Origin of the sequence: Halomonas sp. H10-9-1 (assembly GCF_040147005.1) — a bacterium.
Lineage (GTDB): Bacteria > Pseudomonadota > Gammaproteobacteria > Pseudomonadales > Halomonadaceae > Halomonas.
Genome location: NZ_JAMSHO010000001.1, coordinates 2,275,747 through 2,293,750 on the forward strand (window position 1 = coordinate 2,275,747; position 18,004 = coordinate 2,293,750).

The following is an 18,004-nucleotide window of genomic DNA, read 5'->3' on the forward strand; positions in this document are numbered from 1 at the left end:
TCGCAATGGGGGCCGCTCGCTCACTGGCGAACCTGGCCGTCGCCCAGCACCACGTACTTGCGGGTAGTGAGACCCTCGAGCCCCACCGGGCCGCGGGCGTGGAGCTTATCGGTGGAGATGCCGATCTCGGCGCCCAGGCCGTACTCGAAGCCGTCGGCGAAGCGGGTCGAGGCGTTGACCATCACCGAACTGGAGTCCACCTCGGCCATGAAGCGCCGCGCCAGGGTCCAGGACTCGGTGACGATGGCATCGGTGTGATGGGAGCCGTAGCGCTCGATATGCGCCATGGCGGCCTCGATGCCATCGACCACGCGAATCGCCAGCACCGGCGCCAGGTACTCGGCGTGCCAGTCCTCCTCCCTGGCCGCCACCACAGCCGGGAGGATCACGCGGGTACGCTCGCAGCCGCGCAGCTCGACACCATGTTCGGCGTAGGCGGTGGCCAGCGCCGGCAGCAGCGACTCGGCCAGGGGCGCATCCACCAGCAACGTCTCCATGGTGTTGCAGGTACCATAGCGGTGGGTCTTGGCATTCACCGCGATGGCCAGCGCCTTGTCGAGATCGGCGCTGGCGTCCAGATACACATGGCAGACACCGTCGAGGTGCTTGATCACCGGCACCCGGGCCTCGCGGGAGATGCGCTCGATCAGCGACTTGCCTCCCCGCGGGATGATCACGTCGACGAACTCGGGCATGGCGATCAGGCGGCCCACGGCGGCGCGATCAGTGGTCGCCACCACCTGCACGGCCCCCGCAGGGAGTTCCGCGGCGGCCAGCCCCTGGCGAATGCAGGCGGCGATGGCGGCATTGGAGTCGCGCGCCTCGGAACCACCGCGCAGAATGGCCGCATTGCCGGACTTGAGGCACAGGCTGGCCGCCTCGAGGGTGACGTTGGGGCGCGACTCGTAGATGATGCCGATCACCCCGAGGGGCACGCGCATCTGGCCGACCTGGATGCCGCTGGGCCGCATACGCAGGTCATCGACCTCACCCACCGGATCGGGCAGGCCCGCCACCTGGGTGAGCCCCTCGATCATGGCATCGATGCGGCCCTCATCCAGGGCCAGGCGGTCGAGCAGGGCGGCGTCCAGGCCGTTCTCTCGTCCACGCGCCAGGTCCCTGGCATTGGCCGCCAGCACCTCGCTCCGTGCGGCCTGAAGCGCCTCGGCCATGGCCAGCAGCGCGGCATTCTTGGGGCCAGTGGGCGTGCGGCGCAGGATCACGGCGGCTTGTCGCGCCGCCTGTCCCAGGCCGGTCATGTACGCATCGATATTGCGGATCTCCTCGGCGCCTGCCGCGGCGGCGCCGTCGCGCTGGACTTGAGCTGTCATGCCAGAGGGTGTCTCCTGTGGACGTGGCCAGAACGCACCGGGACGGCGCTATACTGGCGCTCGGCGGGCACGTTGCGGAAAGGGAGTCATAGTAAGCCACCATGCAGAGCAAGTACAAAATCGGCCTACTGCGCCTCAACCTGCTGCTGGCGGCGCTATTCCCGGCGCTGATGGTGGCGAACGCCCACGACTTTTCAGAGGCCATGCTGCTCGGCCTGGCGGCGGCCTGGCTCACCATCAGCGCCGGCCTGGTCGAGTTCAGCCATCGCCACCCTCCCCTGGTGCCCTGGCAGCTGCTACCCAGCCTGCTCCTCGGCGCCTTGCTGTGGTCCTCGGCAGAGCGCCACCCCTTCTGGCTATGGGCCTGGACCGCCTTGGTCATGCTGCCCCAGCCCGCCTGGATGGCCGTCCTCAACATCGTGCTGGCGGTGCTCTCCTGGGCCTGGCTGGCACGCCTGATGCCCATCGAGCAGGCCCTCTTCTCCGGCCTGGTGTTCGCCCTGCTGCTGGCGCTCGGGCTCTCCCGGGCGCACCGGCTTACACCGCTGCACAGCCAGGCCAGGGGCCGAGTCAGCCTGGAGCCGGGGCTGCGCCTCTGGCCCCGCGCCAGGCTGGCCGGTGACCTGTCCCGGGAGCGCGGCCGCGCCGAGCGCGACGGCACCCACGCCGAACTCCTGCTGGTGCGCACCCGGCGGCGCCACCTCTGGCACGTGGCCAGGCAGCTGTGCGAGATGACCCGCCGCTTCGAGCACTGCTATCGACTCGACGCCCGCACCCTGGCCGCACTGCTCATCTGCCGAGACGCCGACCAGGCGAACGGTCGACGCGAGACGCTGCTGGCGCGCCTGCCCCGGGTGGAGCGCGTACGCGCGGTCCCGCTGCAACGGGCCCGCCCACTGGCCGAGGAGTTGCACGCCCTGGAGCAGCAGACGACGCCGCTCGACGTGACGCGGGGGACGAAATCAAATGTCGATGACTGATACCCCACGCCTGCTGGCGGGCCTCTATGCGCTGGGGGCCATGCTGTTGCTCGGCCAGGCGCTGTGGCACTACCTGGTCGGTGACTACCCCCGTATCCTGCTGCCGGCCCTGCTCGCCCCGCTGCTGCTCACCGCCGCCCTGATGCGCCTGGGCCAGCAGGAGACGGCTCGCCTCTCGGCCTATCTGGTACTGATCTGCGGATACCTGCTGGTCGCCACCAGCCTGCCGGGTGAAGGCCGCCTGGCGCTACTGTGGCTGGGGCTGCCGCCGGCCTTGACCCTGCTGCTGCTGCCACTGGGTCCAGCCACCCTGCTCAACCTGACCCTGGCACCCATCTGGCTGCTGCTGGCCGGTGGCGGCCTGCCGCTGTCGCTTGCCTACCTGGCGCTGGTGACCGCCGCCGGGCTCGCCCCCTGGGGCATACGCCATCAACAGGCCCTGCTGCTGGCCACCGACCCCCGCGACGCAGAGTGTGCCGCCCTGAAGGCGGCGCCGCTCCTGGAGCGCCTGGAGAGCGAGGTGGAACGCGCCGAATTGCTCAACCAGCGACTCGCCGTGGTGGTGCTGCACCTGCCGCAGCTGGAGATGACCGAAGAGCCGTTCGGTGCCCCCGCCCGGCTGACTCTGCTGGGCACCTTGTGCAGAACCGTGGCGCAGCACAGCCGCGACCACGACCTGCTAGGCCGCCTCGGCGATGCCGACTTCTGGCTGGTGCTGCCCGATACTAGCGAGAGCGGGGCATTGCTGGTGCGCCGGCGCATCGAGGAAGCCGCGGCGGGCGCCATGCTGGACGGCGGCGTGGGCCTGGAGGTGCGCGGGGGCATCTGCAGCCACTCGCCGGGAGCTCCCTTCACTGCCCTCAGGCGACGCCTGGATGCCACCACACGACGCCTCGCCGATGGCTGATGCCCTGCCCGCCCTAGCCCTGGGAGCCCCGCCATGAACCTTGCCCAGTTGCTCTACCAGCTCACCCCGTCGCCGGGGCTGCTGCTGCTGATCATCGCCGGCATCGCCATGCTGGAATCCCTGGCGCTGGTGGGCGTCCTGGTGCCCGGCGTGCTGCTGATCACTGCCGCCGCCTCCATGGCCGGCCACCAGGAGCTGGCCCTGTCGGCGACCCTGTTCGCCGCTTTTCTAGGCGCGATCGTGGGCGACGGTGCCAGCTTCGTGCTCGGCTACACCCAGCGCGAACGCGTCACCCGGCGCTGGCCGCTCTCTCGCCATCCCGAGCTCCTTGCCAGCGGGGCACGCTTCTTCCAGCGCTACGGCGTGCTGTCGGTGTTCCTGGGACGCTTCGTGGGGCCGGTGCGGCCCATGGTGCCGCTGATCGCCGGCATGTTGCGCATGTCGCCACGCACCTTCACCTGGGCCAACCTCACCTCCGCAGCGCTGTGGGCTCCCGCCTATGTACTGCCAGGCTACCTGCTGGGGCGCACCTGGGAGCAGCTGCTCGAGGTGCCCCCGGCGCTCAAGGAACCGCTGGCGGTGCTGGCCGTGATGTTGCTGGTGCTGGCGGTGACCTTCTCCTGGCTACGCCATCACGCCGGCAGGCGCGGACGCGTCTACCGCTTGACCGCCGGCCTGGCCCGGCGTCACCCCCTGCTGCGCAACCTGTGGCTGCGCCAGAGCGGTAGCGGCGAGGTTCCCCTGGCCAGCCTGCTGCTGCTGATCCTCTCGCTGGGAGGGGCCTCTGGCTGGACCCTGCTGGTGATGCAGCATGACCCGGGCGGCCCGCTGCCCCTGGACCACCAGGTCCAGGCCCTCTTCGCAGGCCTCGCCTTCCCCGCCCTGACCCTCGCCAGCGAGGGACTGGCCCGCATCGGCGACCTGCTCGGCGTGATCGCGCTCGGCCTGCCCTGGGGCATTTGGCTGGTGTGGCGGCGCCGCACGGATGCCTTCTGGCACATCACCTCCGGGCTGGTGGGGATCGCGGCGCTCAACACCCTGGGCAAGACGCTGCTCGAGCGGCCGCGACCCTATGCGCCCACCCACCTGGCGGACTCCTTCTCCTACCCCAGCGCCCATGCCTCCGGTGCCGTGGTGCTGTTCGGGCTGGCGGCGGCCTTCGCCGCCCGGGAACTCACGCCGGCCTGGCGCCACTGGATCTACTGGGGCGCGATCCTGGCCGCCACCCTGATGGCGCTGTCACGCCTGGTGATCGGTGTGCACTGGTTCAGTGACCTGCTCGGTGGTGCCCTGCTGGGGCTGGTGGTCTGCGCCCTGGTACAGCTCTCCTGGCAGACGCGGCCACGGCCCCCGCTCGCTCCCTGCCCCTGGCCCTGGCTCGTCGCCGCATCGCTTGCCCTGGCGGCGGCGCGAATCGCCTGGCTACCGCCGGTCTGAAGCCGGGTCAGCCCAGCACCAGCCACACGCCGACGCCGACCATCAGGGTCCCGGCGATGCGGTTCAGCAGGCGCACGCTGCCGCCCCGCGCAAGCAGGCGCCGCAGGCGGCTGCCGCCGGTGGCGTAGAGCAGCAGGCAGATGAACTCGATGATCAGGATCAAGGCCACCAGCACGCCGAGCTGGCCGGCGAGCGACCGCTCGGCGTCGAGGAAGGGGGGCAGCAGCGCGACGAAGAAGGCCCACCCCTTGGGATTGGCCACGGCGGTGACGAAGCCCTGGGTGGCCAGCTGTGCACGCCCGGCGGGCGCCACGGCGAGCCCCTGCTCCGGGATCGCCATGCGCCCCCGGGAGCGCCACATCATGACACCCAGGTAGGCCAGGTAGGCCCCGCCCAGCCACTTGAACAGCGCGAAGAGTTCCGGCTGGCGGAGCATCAGTGCCGCCACCCCGGCCCCAGCCGAGGCGGCCACCAGCCCCACCCCGACCAGCTCCCCGACCATCATCCACAGGCTGCGCCGTACCCCTTGGGTCATGCCCAGCACCATGGCCAGGGTCATGCACATCCCCGGGGTAAGGGAGACGAGGAAGAAGGTCGGCACGAACACCGACAGCATTCCCAGGCTAACCATTCGAACAACCTCCATGTCGGTAGTGCCAAGCGGCCAGGCAGGTATCGGTGCCGACTCCATGCCCGGCACGCGGGCACCTGCCGAGCCTGCCGGGGCGGATGAGTCGAGAGCCGCCGTGCTTTTCGTTTCAGGCGTATGGCGTCAAGCGCGCGGCGAAGCGGGGGCCCCCCAGCGCGGCATCAGGCGGTGCTCGATACCCAGCTGATTGAGGATCCGCGCCACCACAAAGTCGATCAGGTCGGCTATCGACGCGGGCTGGTGATAGAACCCCGGTGCCGCCGGCAGGATCACCGCCCCCAGGCGGGTCAGGTTGAGCATGTGCTCGAGATGGATCGCCGACAGCGGTGTCTCGCGGGGCACCAGGATCAGCTGCCGCCGCTCCTTGAGCGCCACATCGGCGGCACGCTCGATCAGGTTATTGCTGGCACCGGTGGCCACCGCCGACAGGGTGCCGGTGGAGCAGGGGCAGATCACCATCGCCGAGGGAGCCCCGGAGCCGGACGCCACCGGCGCCATCCACTCCTCGCGGCCGAAGCAGCGGATCTGCCCCGGCCGCGCGGCGCTGCGTTTCGCCAGGGCCGCGGCCAGCCGCTCGGGGCGAGCGGGCAGTTCACTCTCGGTCTCGGTGGCGATCACCAGGTGGGCCGCCTTGGAGATCATCACCCACACCTCGTGATCCGCCGCCACCAGCGCCTCGATCAACCGCAACCCGTACTGGGCCCCGGAGGCACCGGTCAGCGCCACCGTCACCGGGGGTGCAAGGCCTTCAGCCATGGGCCGCCTCCAACGCCGCCAACAGCCTCTCATGGATACCCCCGAAGCCGCCGTTGGACATCACCACGATACGGTCATAGGGCCTCGCCTCGGCCACCAGGGCCGCCACCAGGGCATCGAGATCCTGCTCCAGCCTTGCCGGCACCGGACTCGCCGCGACGATCGGCTCCAGTGGCCAGTCCAGCCCCTCGGGGCGATACCAGAAGGCGACATCGGCGGCAGCCACGCTTGCCGCCAGGCGCTCACGCAGGGTCCCCAGGCGCATGGTGTTGGAGCGTGGCTCGACCACCGCCAGCAGCCTGCCCCGGGCCGTCGCCGCGCGGAGCCCCTCCAGGGTGGCGGCGATGGCCGTGGGGTGGTGGGCGAAGTCGTCGATCACCTGGATATTGACCACCTCCCCGCGCAGCTCCTGGCGCCGCCGCGGCGATTCGAAGCGCGCCAGGGACGCGGCGCCGCGGGCCGGATCCACCCCGCAGGCGTGGGCGGCAGCCAGCGCCGCCAGGGCATTGCGAGCGTTGTAGGTCCCCGTCAGCGGCCAGTCGACTACCGCATCTTCGTCGACGCCTTCCTCGCCCTGACCCTCCTCATGAATCACCCGGAAGCGCGAGGCATCGTCGCGCTCCAGCGCGATCCTCCAGGGGCTCGTGGCGGCCTCGCCGAAGCGCACCACCGGGGTCCAGGCCCCCATCGCCAGCATTCGATCGAGGGCCGGCTCGCCGTCGGCCACCAGGAGCTTTCCTCGGCCCGGGACGGTACGCACCAGGTGGTGGAACTGGCGCTCGATAGCGGCCAGATCGTCGAAGATATCGGCATGATCAAACTCCAGGTTGCCCAGCACCGCGATCTCGGGACGGTAGTGGACGAACTTGGAGCGCTTGTCGAAGAAGGCGGTATCGTACTCGTCGGCCTCCACCACGAAGGGCGCATCCGCTGCGCCGAGGCGAGCCGAAACGTCGAAATTGCGCGGCACGCCACCGATCAGGAAGCCCGGCGCGAGGCCCGCAGACTCCAGCAGCCAGGCGACCAGGCTCGCCGTGGTGGTCTTGCCGTGGGTGCCGGCCACGGCGATTACCCGCCGGCCGGGCAGCACCTGCTCGGCCAGCCACTGGGGGCCGGAGACATAGGGCAGGCCGGTATCGAGCACCGCCTCCACTTCGGGGTTGCCGCGTGACAGTGCATTGCCGATCACCACCAGGTCGGGGCGTGGCTCGAGGTTGGCGGGCGAGTAGCCCTCCATCAGGGCGATGCCGGCCTCCTCCAGTTGGGTGCTCATCGGCGGGTAGACCCCCGCGTCCGAACCGCTGACCCGGTGGCCCAGCTCCCGGGCCAGCAGTGCCAGGCTGCCCATGAAGGTGCCGCAGATACCAAGGATATGAAGGTGCATGGGGCTCGCTCCAGCATGGGGTCGGGGCCGCAACGGCGCGGCATGCAAACGGGGAGACTAGCATGGCCCCAACGAGCCCCTCCAGCGCGTCCGGGTGCAGGACGAGGGGCTTTCGGCTAGAATCCTTCGACTTTCGTCCCCTCAACCCCGAACAGCAGCGACGACCAGGAGCAGACAAGCCCCATGGCCCATAACGCCTTCTACGCCCAGTCCGGCGGCGTCACCGCCGTGATCAACGCCAGCGCCTGCGGTGTGATCGAGGCCTGCCGCCGCCACCCCGACCACATCGGCAAGGTCTATGCCGGCCACAACGGCATCATCGGCGCCCTCACCGAGGAGCTGATCGATGTCAGCCAGGAGTCTGACGAGGCGATCGCCGCGCTGCGTCATACCCCTGGCGGCGCCTTCGGCTCTTGCCGCTACAAGCTCAAGGACATCGAGACCCACCGCGCCCAGTACGAACGGCTGATCGAGGTGTTCCGCGCCCACGATATCCGCTATTTCTTCTACAACGGCGGTGGCGACAGCGCCGACACCTGCCTCAAGGTCTCGCAACTCTCCGAGAAGCTCGGCTATCCGCTAACGGCCATCCACGTCCCCAAGACCGTGGACAACGACCTGCCGATCACCGACAACTCCCCCGGCTTTGGCAGCGTCGCCAAGTACATCGCCACCTCCACCCTGGAGGCCTCGCTGGACATCGCCTCCATGTGCGCCACCTCCACCAAGGTGTTTGTGCTCGAGGTGATGGGCCGCCACGCCGGCTGGATCGCCGCCTCCGGCGCTCTGGCCGGCCAGGGCGAGGGCGAGCCGCCCCATCTGGTGATCTTTCCCGAGATAGCCTTCGACCGCGAGGCCGTCATGGCCCGCGTCGATGAGGCGGTCAAGCAGTACGGCTACTGCGTGATCGTGGTTTCCGAAGGTGCCCGCTACGAGGATGGCACCTTCCTCGCCGACGCCGGCAACACCGATGCCTTCGGCCATCGCCAGTTGGGCGGCGTGGCGCCGACCCTGGCCGGCATGATCAAGCAGGACCTCGGCTACAAATACCACTGGGCGGTGGCCGACTACCTGCAGCGCGCCGCGCGCCACTTGGCCTCCAGGACCGACGTCGAACAGGCCTATGCGGTGGGCGAGATGGCGGTGGAGCTGGCGATCGCGGGCAAGAACGCCATGATGCCGGCGATCAAGCGGGTCTCCGACGCGCCCTACCAGTGGCGCATCGAGGCCGCCCCGCTGGCCGAGATCGCCAACCGCGAGAAGTTCATGCCCCGAGACTTCATCAGCGAGGATGGCTTCGGCATCACCGAGGCGTGCCGCCAGTACCTCCTGCCGCTGATCCAGGGCGAGGACTTCCCCCCGTTCGACAACGGCCTGCCCCGCGTGGCGAAGCTGGCCAAGCACCGTGTCGAGCGCAAGCTGCCGGAGTTCACGCTCTAAGCGGCCAAGCGTGAGCTCGAGTAAAAAGTAGCAAGTGGCAAGCAAGCCTCGCTGGTAATGCCGGCGGGGCTTGCTTGTTACTCACCCTTTCCACTTTCTCCTTGTCACTTGCCACTCGGCGTTTTTAACGCAGCAGCCAGGAGAGCACCAGCAGCAGCAGCAGCAGTGCCGCGATGCCCTGCCAGAAGTGGCCGGAATCACGCAGCCGCCGCGGCCTGAGGCGCGACGCCATTGACTGGTGCGAGATCGCCAGCGGCAGGCGCAGCTCACGCAGGAACTCCGACATGCGCCGATAGCGCAGCGCCCGCTGGGGGTCCAGTGCCCGGCGTAGCGCCTCGTCCAGGGCCTGAGGCACCTCGGGGTTGCGTTGGCGCGCACTGCGATAGACAAGCTGCTCGAGGTCGGTATGGCTGCGCAGGCGGTTGGGGGGCACCGCATAGGGCAGCTCGCCGGTCAACAGCCAGTAGACCGTTGACGCATAGGAGTACTGGTCACTACGCCGACCGATCCCGTCACCCAGCGCATATTCGGGAGCGCTGTGCTCGGTGATCCCCACCTGACGCAACAGTTCATGGGCCCCCTTGAGCCCAGACCCGTCGCGCATCCGGCAGGCGCTGAAGTCGGTCAGCACCACCCTTCCATGCGTATCGATCAGCACATTGCCGGGGTGGATCAGCTGATGCAGCAGTTCCCGGTGGTGCAGGGCCTGCACCGCCTTGCCCAGCTGGTTGGCAATATCCAGGCGCTGAGCCAGGCTCGCCTGGGGGTGGCGCCGCGCCCACTCGACCAGGGTCTCGCCCTCGACGTGAGCCATCAGGTAGTAGAGGTAGCGACGTGGCCGCGACGGCTCCATCACACGCACCACGAAGGGCGACTTGACCCGCTCCACCACCCACTGCTGGAGCAGAAAATGCTCCAGGTAGATATTGCGGAGGGAGAGCTCGGGACTCGGCGCCTTCATCACCATCTCGCGCTCGCTCTGGAGGTCACGCACCCGATAGACTCGCGACTGGGCGGTGCGTGACAGCACGGCCTGCACCTCCAGCCCGTCGAGGCGATCTCCCGGCGAGAGCTCGGGCGGGATCGGCAGTTCGCCGTACACCTTGGCCGGGTTGTCGGACGGGGCATCGGGCAACTCATCGATGCGCACCAACTGGAAACAGAACTGGTCGGCCCCGTAGCCGCGCGACTGGGCACGCTGTACCGCCGCCTCGGCCAGGCGATCGCAGGCGGCATCGAGATCGCTGGCGTCCTGACGGATCAGCTGCACATACTCCGACGGCATCAGGGTGCCCTGCACCGCCTGGGTGGTAAACAGGAACAGATCCCCCTGTTTGACCGGGAAACGGGCGTAGTCGATGTCGATGCTGTTGTCCATGCCCAGAGCCCGGGAAGGGTAGCGATAGCCCCCGAGGTCGGTGACATGGTCACGGGTCAGTTGCTCGAATTCCGCCCCGCGCAACCGGAACACCAGGGTGTCGCCCATATGGAAGAGGTGGCCTTCGGTACCGCGCAGCACCAGCGCCGACAGCGAGGTGACATAGCTGCCCTCTGCCACCTGCCGGCTCTGGCTGTAGGCCCAGGCGTTGAGGGCGCGCAGCACCCGGGTTGCCGATGTCTTGACGTCCCAGTGGTCGGGGGTGGAGTAGTAGTCGGCGAGGAAGCTGCGCACGCCGAGATCTCCGGCCTGCTTGGCCATGCTGTTGCGCCGGGTGGCATCGCTGATCAGCGCACAGGCTCCCTTGGCGTTGAGCTGGGGTGCCTCGGGCAGGCGTACCGACATGGAGCTGCGGTGCCGCCGGCGATCCGGCGCCACGAAGGCCTGGCCAAAACTCAATGACAGCTGCGCGGGTGACACTCACTCCTCCTTGCCCGATGACGCCATGCGCGGCCAATCATACACGGAGCAGGCCCGCTCGGGGATTCCACATGAAGGCCGCCCCCACGCCGATGCGGTCGGCAACACGACGCCACCGATAGTCGAATTGGTATTCGCCTGGGCGGCCCCGTATAATTCGACAAATTTTTTCATCCAGACGATCCGCCTGGAGCGTCTGCCAACCGCCATTTCCCACCCCAAGGAAGCGACGATGAACTTCGACAACATCCCCGCCGGCAAGGACCTCCCGAACGACGTCTACGTCGCGATCGAGATCCCGGCCAACCACACCCCGATCAAGTACGAGATCGACAAGGACATGGGGGCACTGCTGGTCGACCGTTTCATGGCCACCCCGATGTTCTATCCGGCCAACTACGGCTTCATCCCGCACACCCTGGCCGACGACGGCGACGCGCTGGACGCCCTGGTAGTCACGCCCTGCCCGGTGCAGCCCGGCAGCATCATCCGCGCCCGCCCGGTGGGCATCCTCAACATGACCGACGAGGCCGGCGAAGACGCCAAACTGGTCTGCGTACCGCATCACAAGCTCTCCAGCCTCTACGATGATGTCCAGGAAGTGACCGACCTGCCCGAGCTGCTGCGCCAGCAGATCGCTCATTTCTTCGAGAACTACAAGGATCTCGAGAAGGGCAAGTGGGTCAAGGTGGAGTCCTGGGAAGGCGTCGAGGCCGCCCGCAAGGCCATAGAGAAGGCGGCCTCCGCCTACGAGAAGGCCTGAACACGCCCGGTAACTCACGGACTCAGGTCGGAAGTGACGCGGGCCGCCCCTTGGGCGGCCCGCTGCGTTCCCGGCCCACGCCGCCCGGCCCCGCCAGTCACGGGGCCGAGCGGCGGCAGGCTAGTCGATGGCCTGCGGGCTGGCCTGCTGCTCGAGCGGGGCATCAGGCGTCACCTCGACTACCTCAGGCTCGCTGGCCGGCGCCAGGGTCACGCCATCGCCGCCGGCCTCGAGGGCCGCACTCTCGGCAAGCGCCATGGCGATCTCCTCGACCAAGTCCCGGGCACGACTGACGTGGAGCGCCATCACCAGGGTATGGTTGGCGAAGGGGCCGAAGCCAGAGCCACTCATCACCACCGGGCTCCACAGGCGGCGCTGGGTCATGGCCAGCTCCGCACGCAGGCGCTCCCAACGCTCGGTCACCCCGGCGCGCTCCAGGACATCGGCCTGATCGCGCTGCACCCCCTCCAGCATCTGGACCAGCGCCCAGCCGGCGCCGCGCGCCTCGAAGAAGACGTTGTCGATCCGATACCAGGGAGTGCCCTCGGGCAGCGCCTCGCGATCGATGGCCAGCTCACGCAGCAGCTGGTGCCCTCCAGAACCCGAGGCGAGGCGCAGCGAGAGATCGTCGAGGTGCACCCCGACATCGGCCAGCCAGCGGCGCAACCCCGCTCCGGGGACAAAGCCCTCGGCCTGCATGCCGCCCAGCGCCTCCAGTTGGCTATCCAGGGCGGCCACCGCCGATGCCAGGTGCGTCTCGGTGGCGGGGCGGTACCAGTCGAGGCCATCGCCGGCCAGGCCGCGCACCGCCTCCTCCAGGAGCTCGACCCGGGCCGGGTGCATCGAGGGCAGTGCGCGCGCCAGGTCCCGGGCCTGGTCCAGCACTCCCCGCTCCCAGCTCGGCATGTTGTCGAGCCACAGCCCCGGCGGCAGGCGGTCGTTACGCAGGTAGCCACCGGGCTTGGCATAGAGGGTCTCGACGATACTGGCCAGGGTGGCCACCGTCACCGCGCCTCGGGCGGCGGGTTCACCGCCGGCGTCTCCGCGCCGCTCCATGGGCACCTGTTCGACGCTGTGCGGCGGTGGCGTGCGGCTCCACCAGGCCCCGAGAGCCAGCGTCACCACCAGATAGATCACCAGCAGCGTCAGCAACGGCTTCCAGATCCAGCCGTAGTCGGGGCGCTCCAGCGTTTCGATCCTCTCGCGACGCCTGGCGCCGCCCTTGCCCATCCAAGCCATGTGCAGGTTCCTTTCCGATACGAGACTTTCCTAATACGAGACACGGGTGCGTGCGACAACGTGGCACACCTCTGGCCACTATTCTCGATGAAGACACGCCCTCCCCTGCGTTATCCTAGCACTCGACCAGCGCAAGCGGTCAGCCCATCCTTGCTCTCATACCGGTAGCCGACACCGGGGCGCTGATGCCGGGCCGGCACCGGAACCCCGAGGGCCAGGTGGTGTCTGATCGCCAGCCACACCGTAACCAAGGACAGGATTTCCGTGATCAGCCTTCGACGAACCGCCCTGACGACCCTGCTGCTATTGCTGCTGCCGTTCACTGCCCAGGCTCAATGGTTCGCAAGCGACGACAAGGAGTTCCTGCCGGTACTCGAGGCTTTCCAGGCCAGTGCCTGGCATGACGGCGAGACACTCTTCATCGGCATGCAAGCCGAGGAAGGCTACTACCTCTATCGCCATCAGTTTGCGGTGGAGTCGGCCGACCCGCCGCTGGGGGAGCCGACGCTCCCCGAGGGCACCTTCACCAGCGACGAGTTCCTCGGCGACGTCTATACGTTCCGCGACACCCTGGTCTTCGAAGTGCCCTTCGAGGAAGCGGCCAGCGGTGTGGTACCGATCACCCTCACCTTCCAGGGCTGCGCCGACGCCGGCCTCTGCTACCCCCCCGAGCGCGTCGACCTGGAGGCCGCCGAGCAGCAGGCGCCGGCCGCCTTTGCCGCCTGGCAAGCAGCGAATGTCGACCCCGGCTCCGCCGAGAGCGAAGATGACGCCGGCTCTTCCAGCGCGCTCGCTGCCCCGCAGAGCGAGGATGGGCGCTTCCAGGCACTGATGGCCGAGGCCAGCCTGCCCCTGGCGCTGGGACTCTTCTTCCTCGCCGGCCTGGGGCTGACCTTCACCCCCTGCGTGCTGCCCATGGTGCCGATCCTCTCCTCGATCATCGTCGGCCAGAACCCTAGCCGGCCGCGTGCCTTTGCCCTCTCCGCCAGCTACGTGGCCGGCATGGCGCTCACCTATGCGCTGGTCGGTGTGCTCATGGGCCTGTTCGGAGCCGGCCTCAACCTACAGGCGCGGCTGCAGTCGGCGCCGGTACTGATCACCTTTGCGGTGCTCTTCACGCTCTTCGCCCTGGCCATGTTCGATGCCTTCGAACTACGTCTCTCGCCCAGGCTGGCCGGCCGCATCGATGCCTGGCAGGCACGCGCCCAGCAGAGTGGCCCCGCCGGCCTGGCACTGGCCGGCGCGCTTTCTGTACTGGTGGTCTCGCCCTGCGTCTCGGCACCGCTGGCCGGCGCCCTGGTATTCATCTCCACCACCGGCGACGCCGTGATGGGGGGCGCTGCCCTGCTCGCCCTGGGCCTGGGCATGGGCGTGCCGCTGCTGCTGGTGGGCACCTTCGGCACTACCCTGCTGCCACGCAGTGGCGCCTGGATGAACGGGGTCAAGAGCGCCTTCGGCATCCTGCTGCTGGGGGTGGCGATCTGGCTGGTCGAGCGCCTGCTGCCGGCCACCGCCGTGCTGCTGCTGTGGGCCGCCCTGGCGGTGGGCACCGCCCTGGCACTCGGCGCCATGACCACCAACCTGCCCCAGGGATGGGCGCGGGTACGCCAGGCGCTCGGGCTACTGCTGCTGGCCTGGGGCCTGGCCCTGGTGCTCGGCGCAGCCGGCGGGGCCAGCGACCCGCTACGCCCGCTGGCAGCGCTCACCGCCGGAGCCGGGACGCCAGCGGGCACCACCCAACCCAGCACCGAGGTGATCACCGTAGACGAGCTCGACGGGCTACACCAGGCGCTCGCCTCGGTACCCGAGGGTCGGGCCGCCTTCGTCCACTTCACCGCCGACTGGTGCATCTCGTGCAAGCAGCTCGAGCGCCAGGTCTATCCCGACCCGCGGGTCGCCGAACCGCTGGCGGCCTTCGCCCGCATCAACGTCGATGTCACCGACACTGGTGCCGCCAGCCGCGAACTGCTCGACCGCTACGAGCTGTTCGGCCCGCCCAGCCTGCTATTCTTCCACGGTGGCGAGGAGATTCGCTCGGCTCGCATCCAGGGCGAGACCCGCGCCGAGCCGCTGGCGGAGCACCTCAACGGCGTGCTCAGCTGGCTCGAGGAGCACACCGCCGAGAGCGCCTGAGAGGCCGCCCGTGACGCCATTCAGACACCGGCCGGAGGAGCGTGAACAGCGTTTCCGTCTGCGCTGGACATCCCTGCGATTTTTCGGCAAACTTCGGCGCTACCCTCGTTATAACGGCCTATAGAGGCGGAAGAGTCGCCATCTTGCCGCGATCTAATGAAACTTGGCCATGGTTGACAGCACCGGGCCAACGGCCACTCACCGCCCCCAACCGATCGGGACGAACGTCATGGATATCCGCAAGGTCAAGAAGCTGATCGAGTTGCTTGAAGAGTCCAACATCAGTGAAATCGAGATCCAGGAAGGCGAAGAGTCGGTTCGCATCAGCCGCCATCCCAACGGCGTGAACTGGCAGCCCAGCATGCCGCAGGCTTACGCGCCGCTGGTCCAGCCGGCTCCCGCCAACGCACCGGCACCCGCCGCGGATGCCGAGCCCGCCGCCGCAGAGGGCGCCACCTTCCAGGGCCAGGCCATCACCTCCCCCATGGTGGGCACCTTCTATCGCTCACCGGCCCCCGGCGCCAGTGCCTTCGTCGAGATCGGCTCCCACGTCAAGAAGGGCGAGACGGTGTGTATCGTCGAGGCCATGAAGATGATGAACCAGATCGAGGCCGACCGTGACGGCGTGGTCGAGGCGATCCTGGTCGAGGACGGCGAACCGGTGGAGTTCGACCAGCCGCTGGTCGTCATCGCCTGAGCATCGCTTACCCCTTCATTCACCCGACACTGGCGGACCCATCATGCTGGACAAGGTTCTTATCGCCAACCGCGGCGAGATCGCCCTGCGCATCCTGCGTGCCTGCAAAGAGCTGGGCATCAGGACAGTGGCCGTCCACTCCAAGGCCGATCGCGAGCTGATGCACGTGCGCCTGGCCGACGAGGCCGTGTGCATCGGGCCGGCCCCCTCGGCCCAGTCCTACCTCAACATCCCTGCCCTGATCAGCGCCGCCGAGGTCACCGACAGCAGCGCCATCCACCCCGGCTACGGCTTCCTCTCCGAGAATGCCAACTTCGCCGAGCAGGTGGAGCGTTCCGGCTTTACCTTCATCGGACCCAAGGCCGAGACCATCCGCCTGATGGGCGACAAGGTCAGCGCCATCGAGTCGATGAAGAAGGCCGGCGTACCCACGGTACCGGGTTCCGACGGCCCGCTGCCCGAAGGTGACGGTGAAGAAGACGAGATCCTGGCCATCGCACGCCGCATCGGCTACCCGGTGATCATCAAGGCCGCCGCCGGCGGCGGCGGACGCGGCATGCGCGTGGTGCATACCGAAGCGCACCTGCTCTCCGCCGTGAACGTGACCCGCACCGAGGCTCACGCGGCGTTCGGCGACGGCACCGTCTACATGGAGAAGTTCCTCGAGAACCCGCGCCACGTCGAGGTACAGGTGCTCGCCGATGGCCAGGGCAACGCCATCCACCTCTATGACCGCGACTGCTCGCTGCAGCGCCGCCATCAGAAGGTGATCGAGGAAGCCCCGGCACCGATGCTCGACCCCGAGGCCCGCGCCGAGGTCCTCGAGGCGTGCCGCCAGGCCTGCATCACCATCGGCTATCGCGGCGCCGGCACCTTCGAGTTCCTCTACGAGGATGGCCGATTCTTCTTCATCGAGATGAACACCCGCGTCCAGGTGGAGCATCCGGTCACCGAACTGGTCACCGGCGTGGATATCGTCAGGGAGCAGCTGCGCATCGCCTCCGGTCTCCCCCTCTCCATCCGCCAGGAAGATGTAGAGGTCAGCGGCCACGCCTTCGAGTGTCGCATCAACGCCGAGGATTCGCGCACCTTCATGCCCTCCCCCGGCAAGGTGACCCTGTACCACCCGCCGGGTGGCCTGGGCGTGCGCATGGACTCCCACCTCTACACCGGCTATACAGTACCGCCCCACTACGACTCGCTGATCGGCAAGCTGATCACCTGGGGTGCCGACCGTGAAACGGCGCTGACCCGCATGCGGGTCGCACTCGACGAGCTGCTGGTGGAGGGCATCAAGACCAACACCGACCTGCACAAGGACCTGGTGCGCGACGGCTACTTCCAGCAAGGTGGCGTCAATATCCACTACCTGGAGAAGAAGCTGGGCATTTAACCGGCCCGGTTTCGATGCAGCGGGGCGGCCGAGGCCGCCCCGCTTGCGTTATTGCCCCTTTGCCAAACGGAGATCCCATGCCCTGGCTGCAACTCAAGGCCCATATCGCCCCGGAACAGGCCGAGACCCTCGAGGAGCTGCTGCTCGCCGAGGGCGCCACCGCCATCACCCTCCAGGACGCCCACGACGACCCCGTGTTCGAGCCGGAGCGCGGCAGCACCCCGCTGTGGCACGAAACGGTGCTTACCGGCCTCTACGACGACCTCGAGGGAGTCGAGGCAATGCTCGAGCGAGTGCACCAGGCCTGGGCTGCCGAGCTGCCCGAGGAGCCCTGCCCCGAGATCGAGACCGAACTGCTCGCCGACCGCGACTGGGAGCGCGAGTGGATGGACGACTTCAAGCCGCTGCAGATGGGTCAACGGCTATGGATCGTCCCCAGCTGGCATGAGCCCCCGGAGCCCAGCGCGGTCAACCTGCACCTTGATCCGGGGCTGGCCTTCGGCACCGGCACCCACCCCACCACCGCGCTCTGCCTGGCCTGGCTCGACGGCCTGGCCGTCAGCGAGGCCCTCGACGGCCAGGCGATTCTCGACGTGGGCACCGGCTCGGGCATCCTGGCCATCGCCGCCCTCAAGCTCGGGGCCGCCAGCGCGACGGGCACCGATATCGACCCCCAGGCGCTCACCGCCAGCCGCGACAATGCCGAACGCAACGACGTGGCGGAGCCCGCCCTGCGCCTCTGCTATCCCGAACAACTCGCCGATGACGAGGCCTTCCCCATCGTGGTGGCCAACATCCTCGCCGGGCTACTGGTCGAGATGGCGCCGATGATCGCCGGCCATGTTGCCCCCGGCGGGCGCCTGGCGCTCTCCGGCATCCTCGCGGCCCAGGCCGAGGAGGTTCTCCAGGCCTATCTCGAGCAGGGCCTGCGGATGGATGAGCCGGTCACCCGCGAGGGGTGGGTTCGCCTGACCGGCCGTCGGCCGAGCTAGCGCGCCCCGACCGCCACTTCACCCTGCCCGACGGGGGGCGTATGA

At 68.6% G+C, this 18,004-nt stretch carries 15 protein-coding genes; 9 read left to right on the forward strand and 6 right to left on the reverse strand.

Translation table 11 applies throughout. The features are described 5' to 3' along the window. Nucleotides 1–20: 20 nt before the first annotated feature. Nucleotides 21–1,331 (reverse strand): glutamate-5-semialdehyde dehydrogenase, encoded by a 1,311-nt coding sequence (locus NFH66_RS10500; RefSeq protein ID WP_349610256.1) that lies wholly within the window; start codon nt 1,329–1,331, stop codon nt 21–23. Nucleotides 1,332–1,432: 101 nt separating this feature from the next. Between NFH66_RS10500 and NFH66_RS10505 the strand changes: the two genes are divergently transcribed. The 3 genes from NFH66_RS10505 to NFH66_RS10515 are packed head-to-tail and all read left to right on the forward strand — an operon-like array spanning nt 1,433 to nt 4,655. Next, a complete protein-coding gene (locus tag NFH66_RS10505) occupies nt 1,433–2,311 on the forward strand; it encodes a hypothetical protein (protein WP_349610257.1) in 879 nt (292 codons plus the stop codon). Further along, nucleotides 2,304–3,218, forward strand: coding sequence for a diguanylate cyclase domain-containing protein (locus NFH66_RS10510; RefSeq protein ID WP_349610258.1), 915 nt, complete (start codon nt 2,304–2,306; stop codon nt 3,216–3,218). Before NFH66_RS10505 ends, NFH66_RS10510 begins: the two co-directional genes overlap by 8 nt. Before the next feature lie 33 nt (nt 3,219–3,251). Further along, nucleotides 3,252–4,655 (forward strand): bifunctional DedA family/phosphatase PAP2 family protein, encoded by a 1,404-nt coding sequence (locus NFH66_RS10515; protein WP_349610259.1) that lies wholly within the window; start codon nt 3,252–3,254, stop codon nt 4,653–4,655. 7 nt (nt 4,656–4,662) lie between these two features. Here NFH66_RS10515 and NFH66_RS10520 read toward each other — a convergent pair whose 3' ends face one another. From NFH66_RS10520 to mpl, 3 genes are all read right to left on the reverse strand, one after another. Beyond that, entirely contained in the window at nt 4,663–5,286 is a 624-nt protein-coding gene (locus NFH66_RS10520) for a LysE family translocator (RefSeq protein ID WP_349610260.1), read from the reverse strand. A 141-nt stretch (nt 5,287–5,427) separates the two neighbouring features. Beyond that, nucleotides 5,428–6,060: a flavin prenyltransferase UbiX gene (locus NFH66_RS10525; protein WP_349610261.1), complete on the reverse strand. Its 633-nt coding sequence runs from the start codon at nt 6,058–6,060 to the stop codon at nt 5,428–5,430. Then, nucleotides 6,053–7,444 carry a UDP-N-acetylmuramate:L-alanyl-gamma-D-glutamyl-meso-diaminopimelate ligase gene (gene mpl / locus NFH66_RS10530; RefSeq protein WP_349610262.1) on the reverse strand — a complete coding sequence of 464 codons (1,392 nt, stop codon included), beginning with the start codon at nt 7,442–7,444 and terminating at the stop codon, nt 6,053–6,055. Before mpl ends, NFH66_RS10525 begins: the two co-directional genes overlap by 8 nt. Before the next feature lie 183 nt (nt 7,445–7,627). Between mpl and NFH66_RS10535 the strand changes: the two genes are divergently transcribed. After that, a complete protein-coding gene (locus tag NFH66_RS10535) occupies nt 7,628–8,884 on the forward strand; it encodes a 6-phosphofructokinase (RefSeq protein ID WP_349610263.1) in 1,257 nt (418 codons plus the stop codon). Between the two features lie 124 nt (nt 8,885–9,008). On the opposite strand, the gene NFH66_RS10540 is transcribed toward NFH66_RS10535, so the two are convergent. Next, complete coding sequence (locus NFH66_RS10540; protein ID WP_349610264.1) at nt 9,009–10,742, reverse strand: bifunctional protein-serine/threonine kinase/phosphatase; 1,734 nt, start codon at nt 10,740–10,742, stop codon at nt 9,009–9,011. Between the two features lie 232 nt (nt 10,743–10,974). Between NFH66_RS10540 and ppa the strand changes: the two genes are divergently transcribed. Beyond that, nucleotides 10,975–11,505, forward strand: coding sequence for an inorganic diphosphatase (gene ppa / locus NFH66_RS10545; RefSeq protein ID WP_349610265.1), 531 nt, complete (start codon nt 10,975–10,977; stop codon nt 11,503–11,505). 120 nt (nt 11,506–11,625) lie between these two features. Here ppa and NFH66_RS10550 read toward each other — a convergent pair whose 3' ends face one another. Then, nucleotides 11,626–12,744 (reverse strand): DUF2333 family protein, encoded by a 1,119-nt coding sequence (locus NFH66_RS10550; RefSeq protein ID WP_349610266.1) that lies wholly within the window; start codon nt 12,742–12,744, stop codon nt 11,626–11,628. 264 nt (nt 12,745–13,008) lie between these two features. Between NFH66_RS10550 and dsbD the strand changes: the two genes are divergently transcribed. The 4 genes from dsbD (at nt 13,009) to prmA (ending at nt 17,959) form a co-directional block, all read left to right on the forward strand. Continuing rightward, nucleotides 13,009–14,877: a protein-disulfide reductase DsbD gene (gene dsbD, locus NFH66_RS10555; RefSeq protein WP_349610267.1), complete on the forward strand. Its 1,869-nt coding sequence runs from the start codon at nt 13,009–13,011 to the stop codon at nt 14,875–14,877. Between the two features lie 229 nt (nt 14,878–15,106). Then, nucleotides 15,107–15,574, forward strand: coding sequence for an acetyl-CoA carboxylase biotin carboxyl carrier protein (gene accB / locus NFH66_RS10560; RefSeq protein ID WP_349610268.1), 468 nt, complete (start codon nt 15,107–15,109; stop codon nt 15,572–15,574). Nucleotides 15,575–15,617: 43 nt separating this feature from the next. Then, nucleotides 15,618–16,967, forward strand: a complete 1,350-nt coding sequence (gene accC / locus NFH66_RS10565) for an acetyl-CoA carboxylase biotin carboxylase subunit (RefSeq protein WP_349610269.1) — start codon at nt 15,618–15,620, stop codon at nt 16,965–16,967. Between the two features lie 77 nt (nt 16,968–17,044). Then, a complete protein-coding gene (prmA, locus tag NFH66_RS10570) occupies nt 17,045–17,959 on the forward strand; it encodes a 50S ribosomal protein L11 methyltransferase (RefSeq protein WP_349610270.1) in 915 nt (304 codons plus the stop codon). Nucleotides 17,960–18,004 lie beyond the last annotated feature (45 nt).

Coding starts and splice junctions, on each gene's coding strand:
- NFH66_RS10500 (WP_349610256.1), bottom strand. CDS start 1,331: ATGACAGCTCAAGTCCAGCGCGACGGCGCCGCCGCGGCAGGCGCCGAG.
- NFH66_RS10505 (WP_349610257.1), top strand. CDS start 1,433: ATGCAGAGCAAGTACAAAATCGGCCTACTGCGCCTCAACCTGCTGCTG.
- NFH66_RS10510 (WP_349610258.1), top strand. CDS start 2,304: ATGACTGATACCCCACGCCTGCTGGCGGGCCTCTATGCGCTGGGGGCC.
- NFH66_RS10515 (WP_349610259.1), top strand. CDS start 3,252: ATGAACCTTGCCCAGTTGCTCTACCAGCTCACCCCGTCGCCGGGGCTG.
- NFH66_RS10520 (WP_349610260.1), bottom strand. CDS start 5,286: ATGGTTAGCCTGGGAATGCTGTCGGTGTTCGTGCCGACCTTCTTCCTC.
- NFH66_RS10525 (WP_349610261.1), bottom strand. CDS start 6,060: ATGGCTGAAGGCCTTGCACCCCCGGTGACGGTGGCGCTGACCGGTGCC.
- mpl (WP_349610262.1), bottom strand. CDS start 7,444: ATGCACCTTCATATCCTTGGTATCTGCGGCACCTTCATGGGCAGCCTG.
- NFH66_RS10535 (WP_349610263.1), top strand. CDS start 7,628: ATGGCCCATAACGCCTTCTACGCCCAGTCCGGCGGCGTCACCGCCGTG.
- ppa (WP_349610265.1), top strand. CDS start 10,975: ATGAACTTCGACAACATCCCCGCCGGCAAGGACCTCCCGAACGACGTC.
- NFH66_RS10550 (WP_349610266.1), bottom strand. CDS start 12,744: ATGGCTTGGATGGGCAAGGGCGGCGCCAGGCGTCGCGAGAGGATCGAA.
- accB (WP_349610268.1), top strand. CDS start 15,107: ATGGATATCCGCAAGGTCAAGAAGCTGATCGAGTTGCTTGAAGAGTCC.
- accC (WP_349610269.1), top strand. CDS start 15,618: ATGCTGGACAAGGTTCTTATCGCCAACCGCGGCGAGATCGCCCTGCGC.
- prmA (WP_349610270.1), top strand. CDS start 17,045: ATGCCCTGGCTGCAACTCAAGGCCCATATCGCCCCGGAACAGGCCGAG.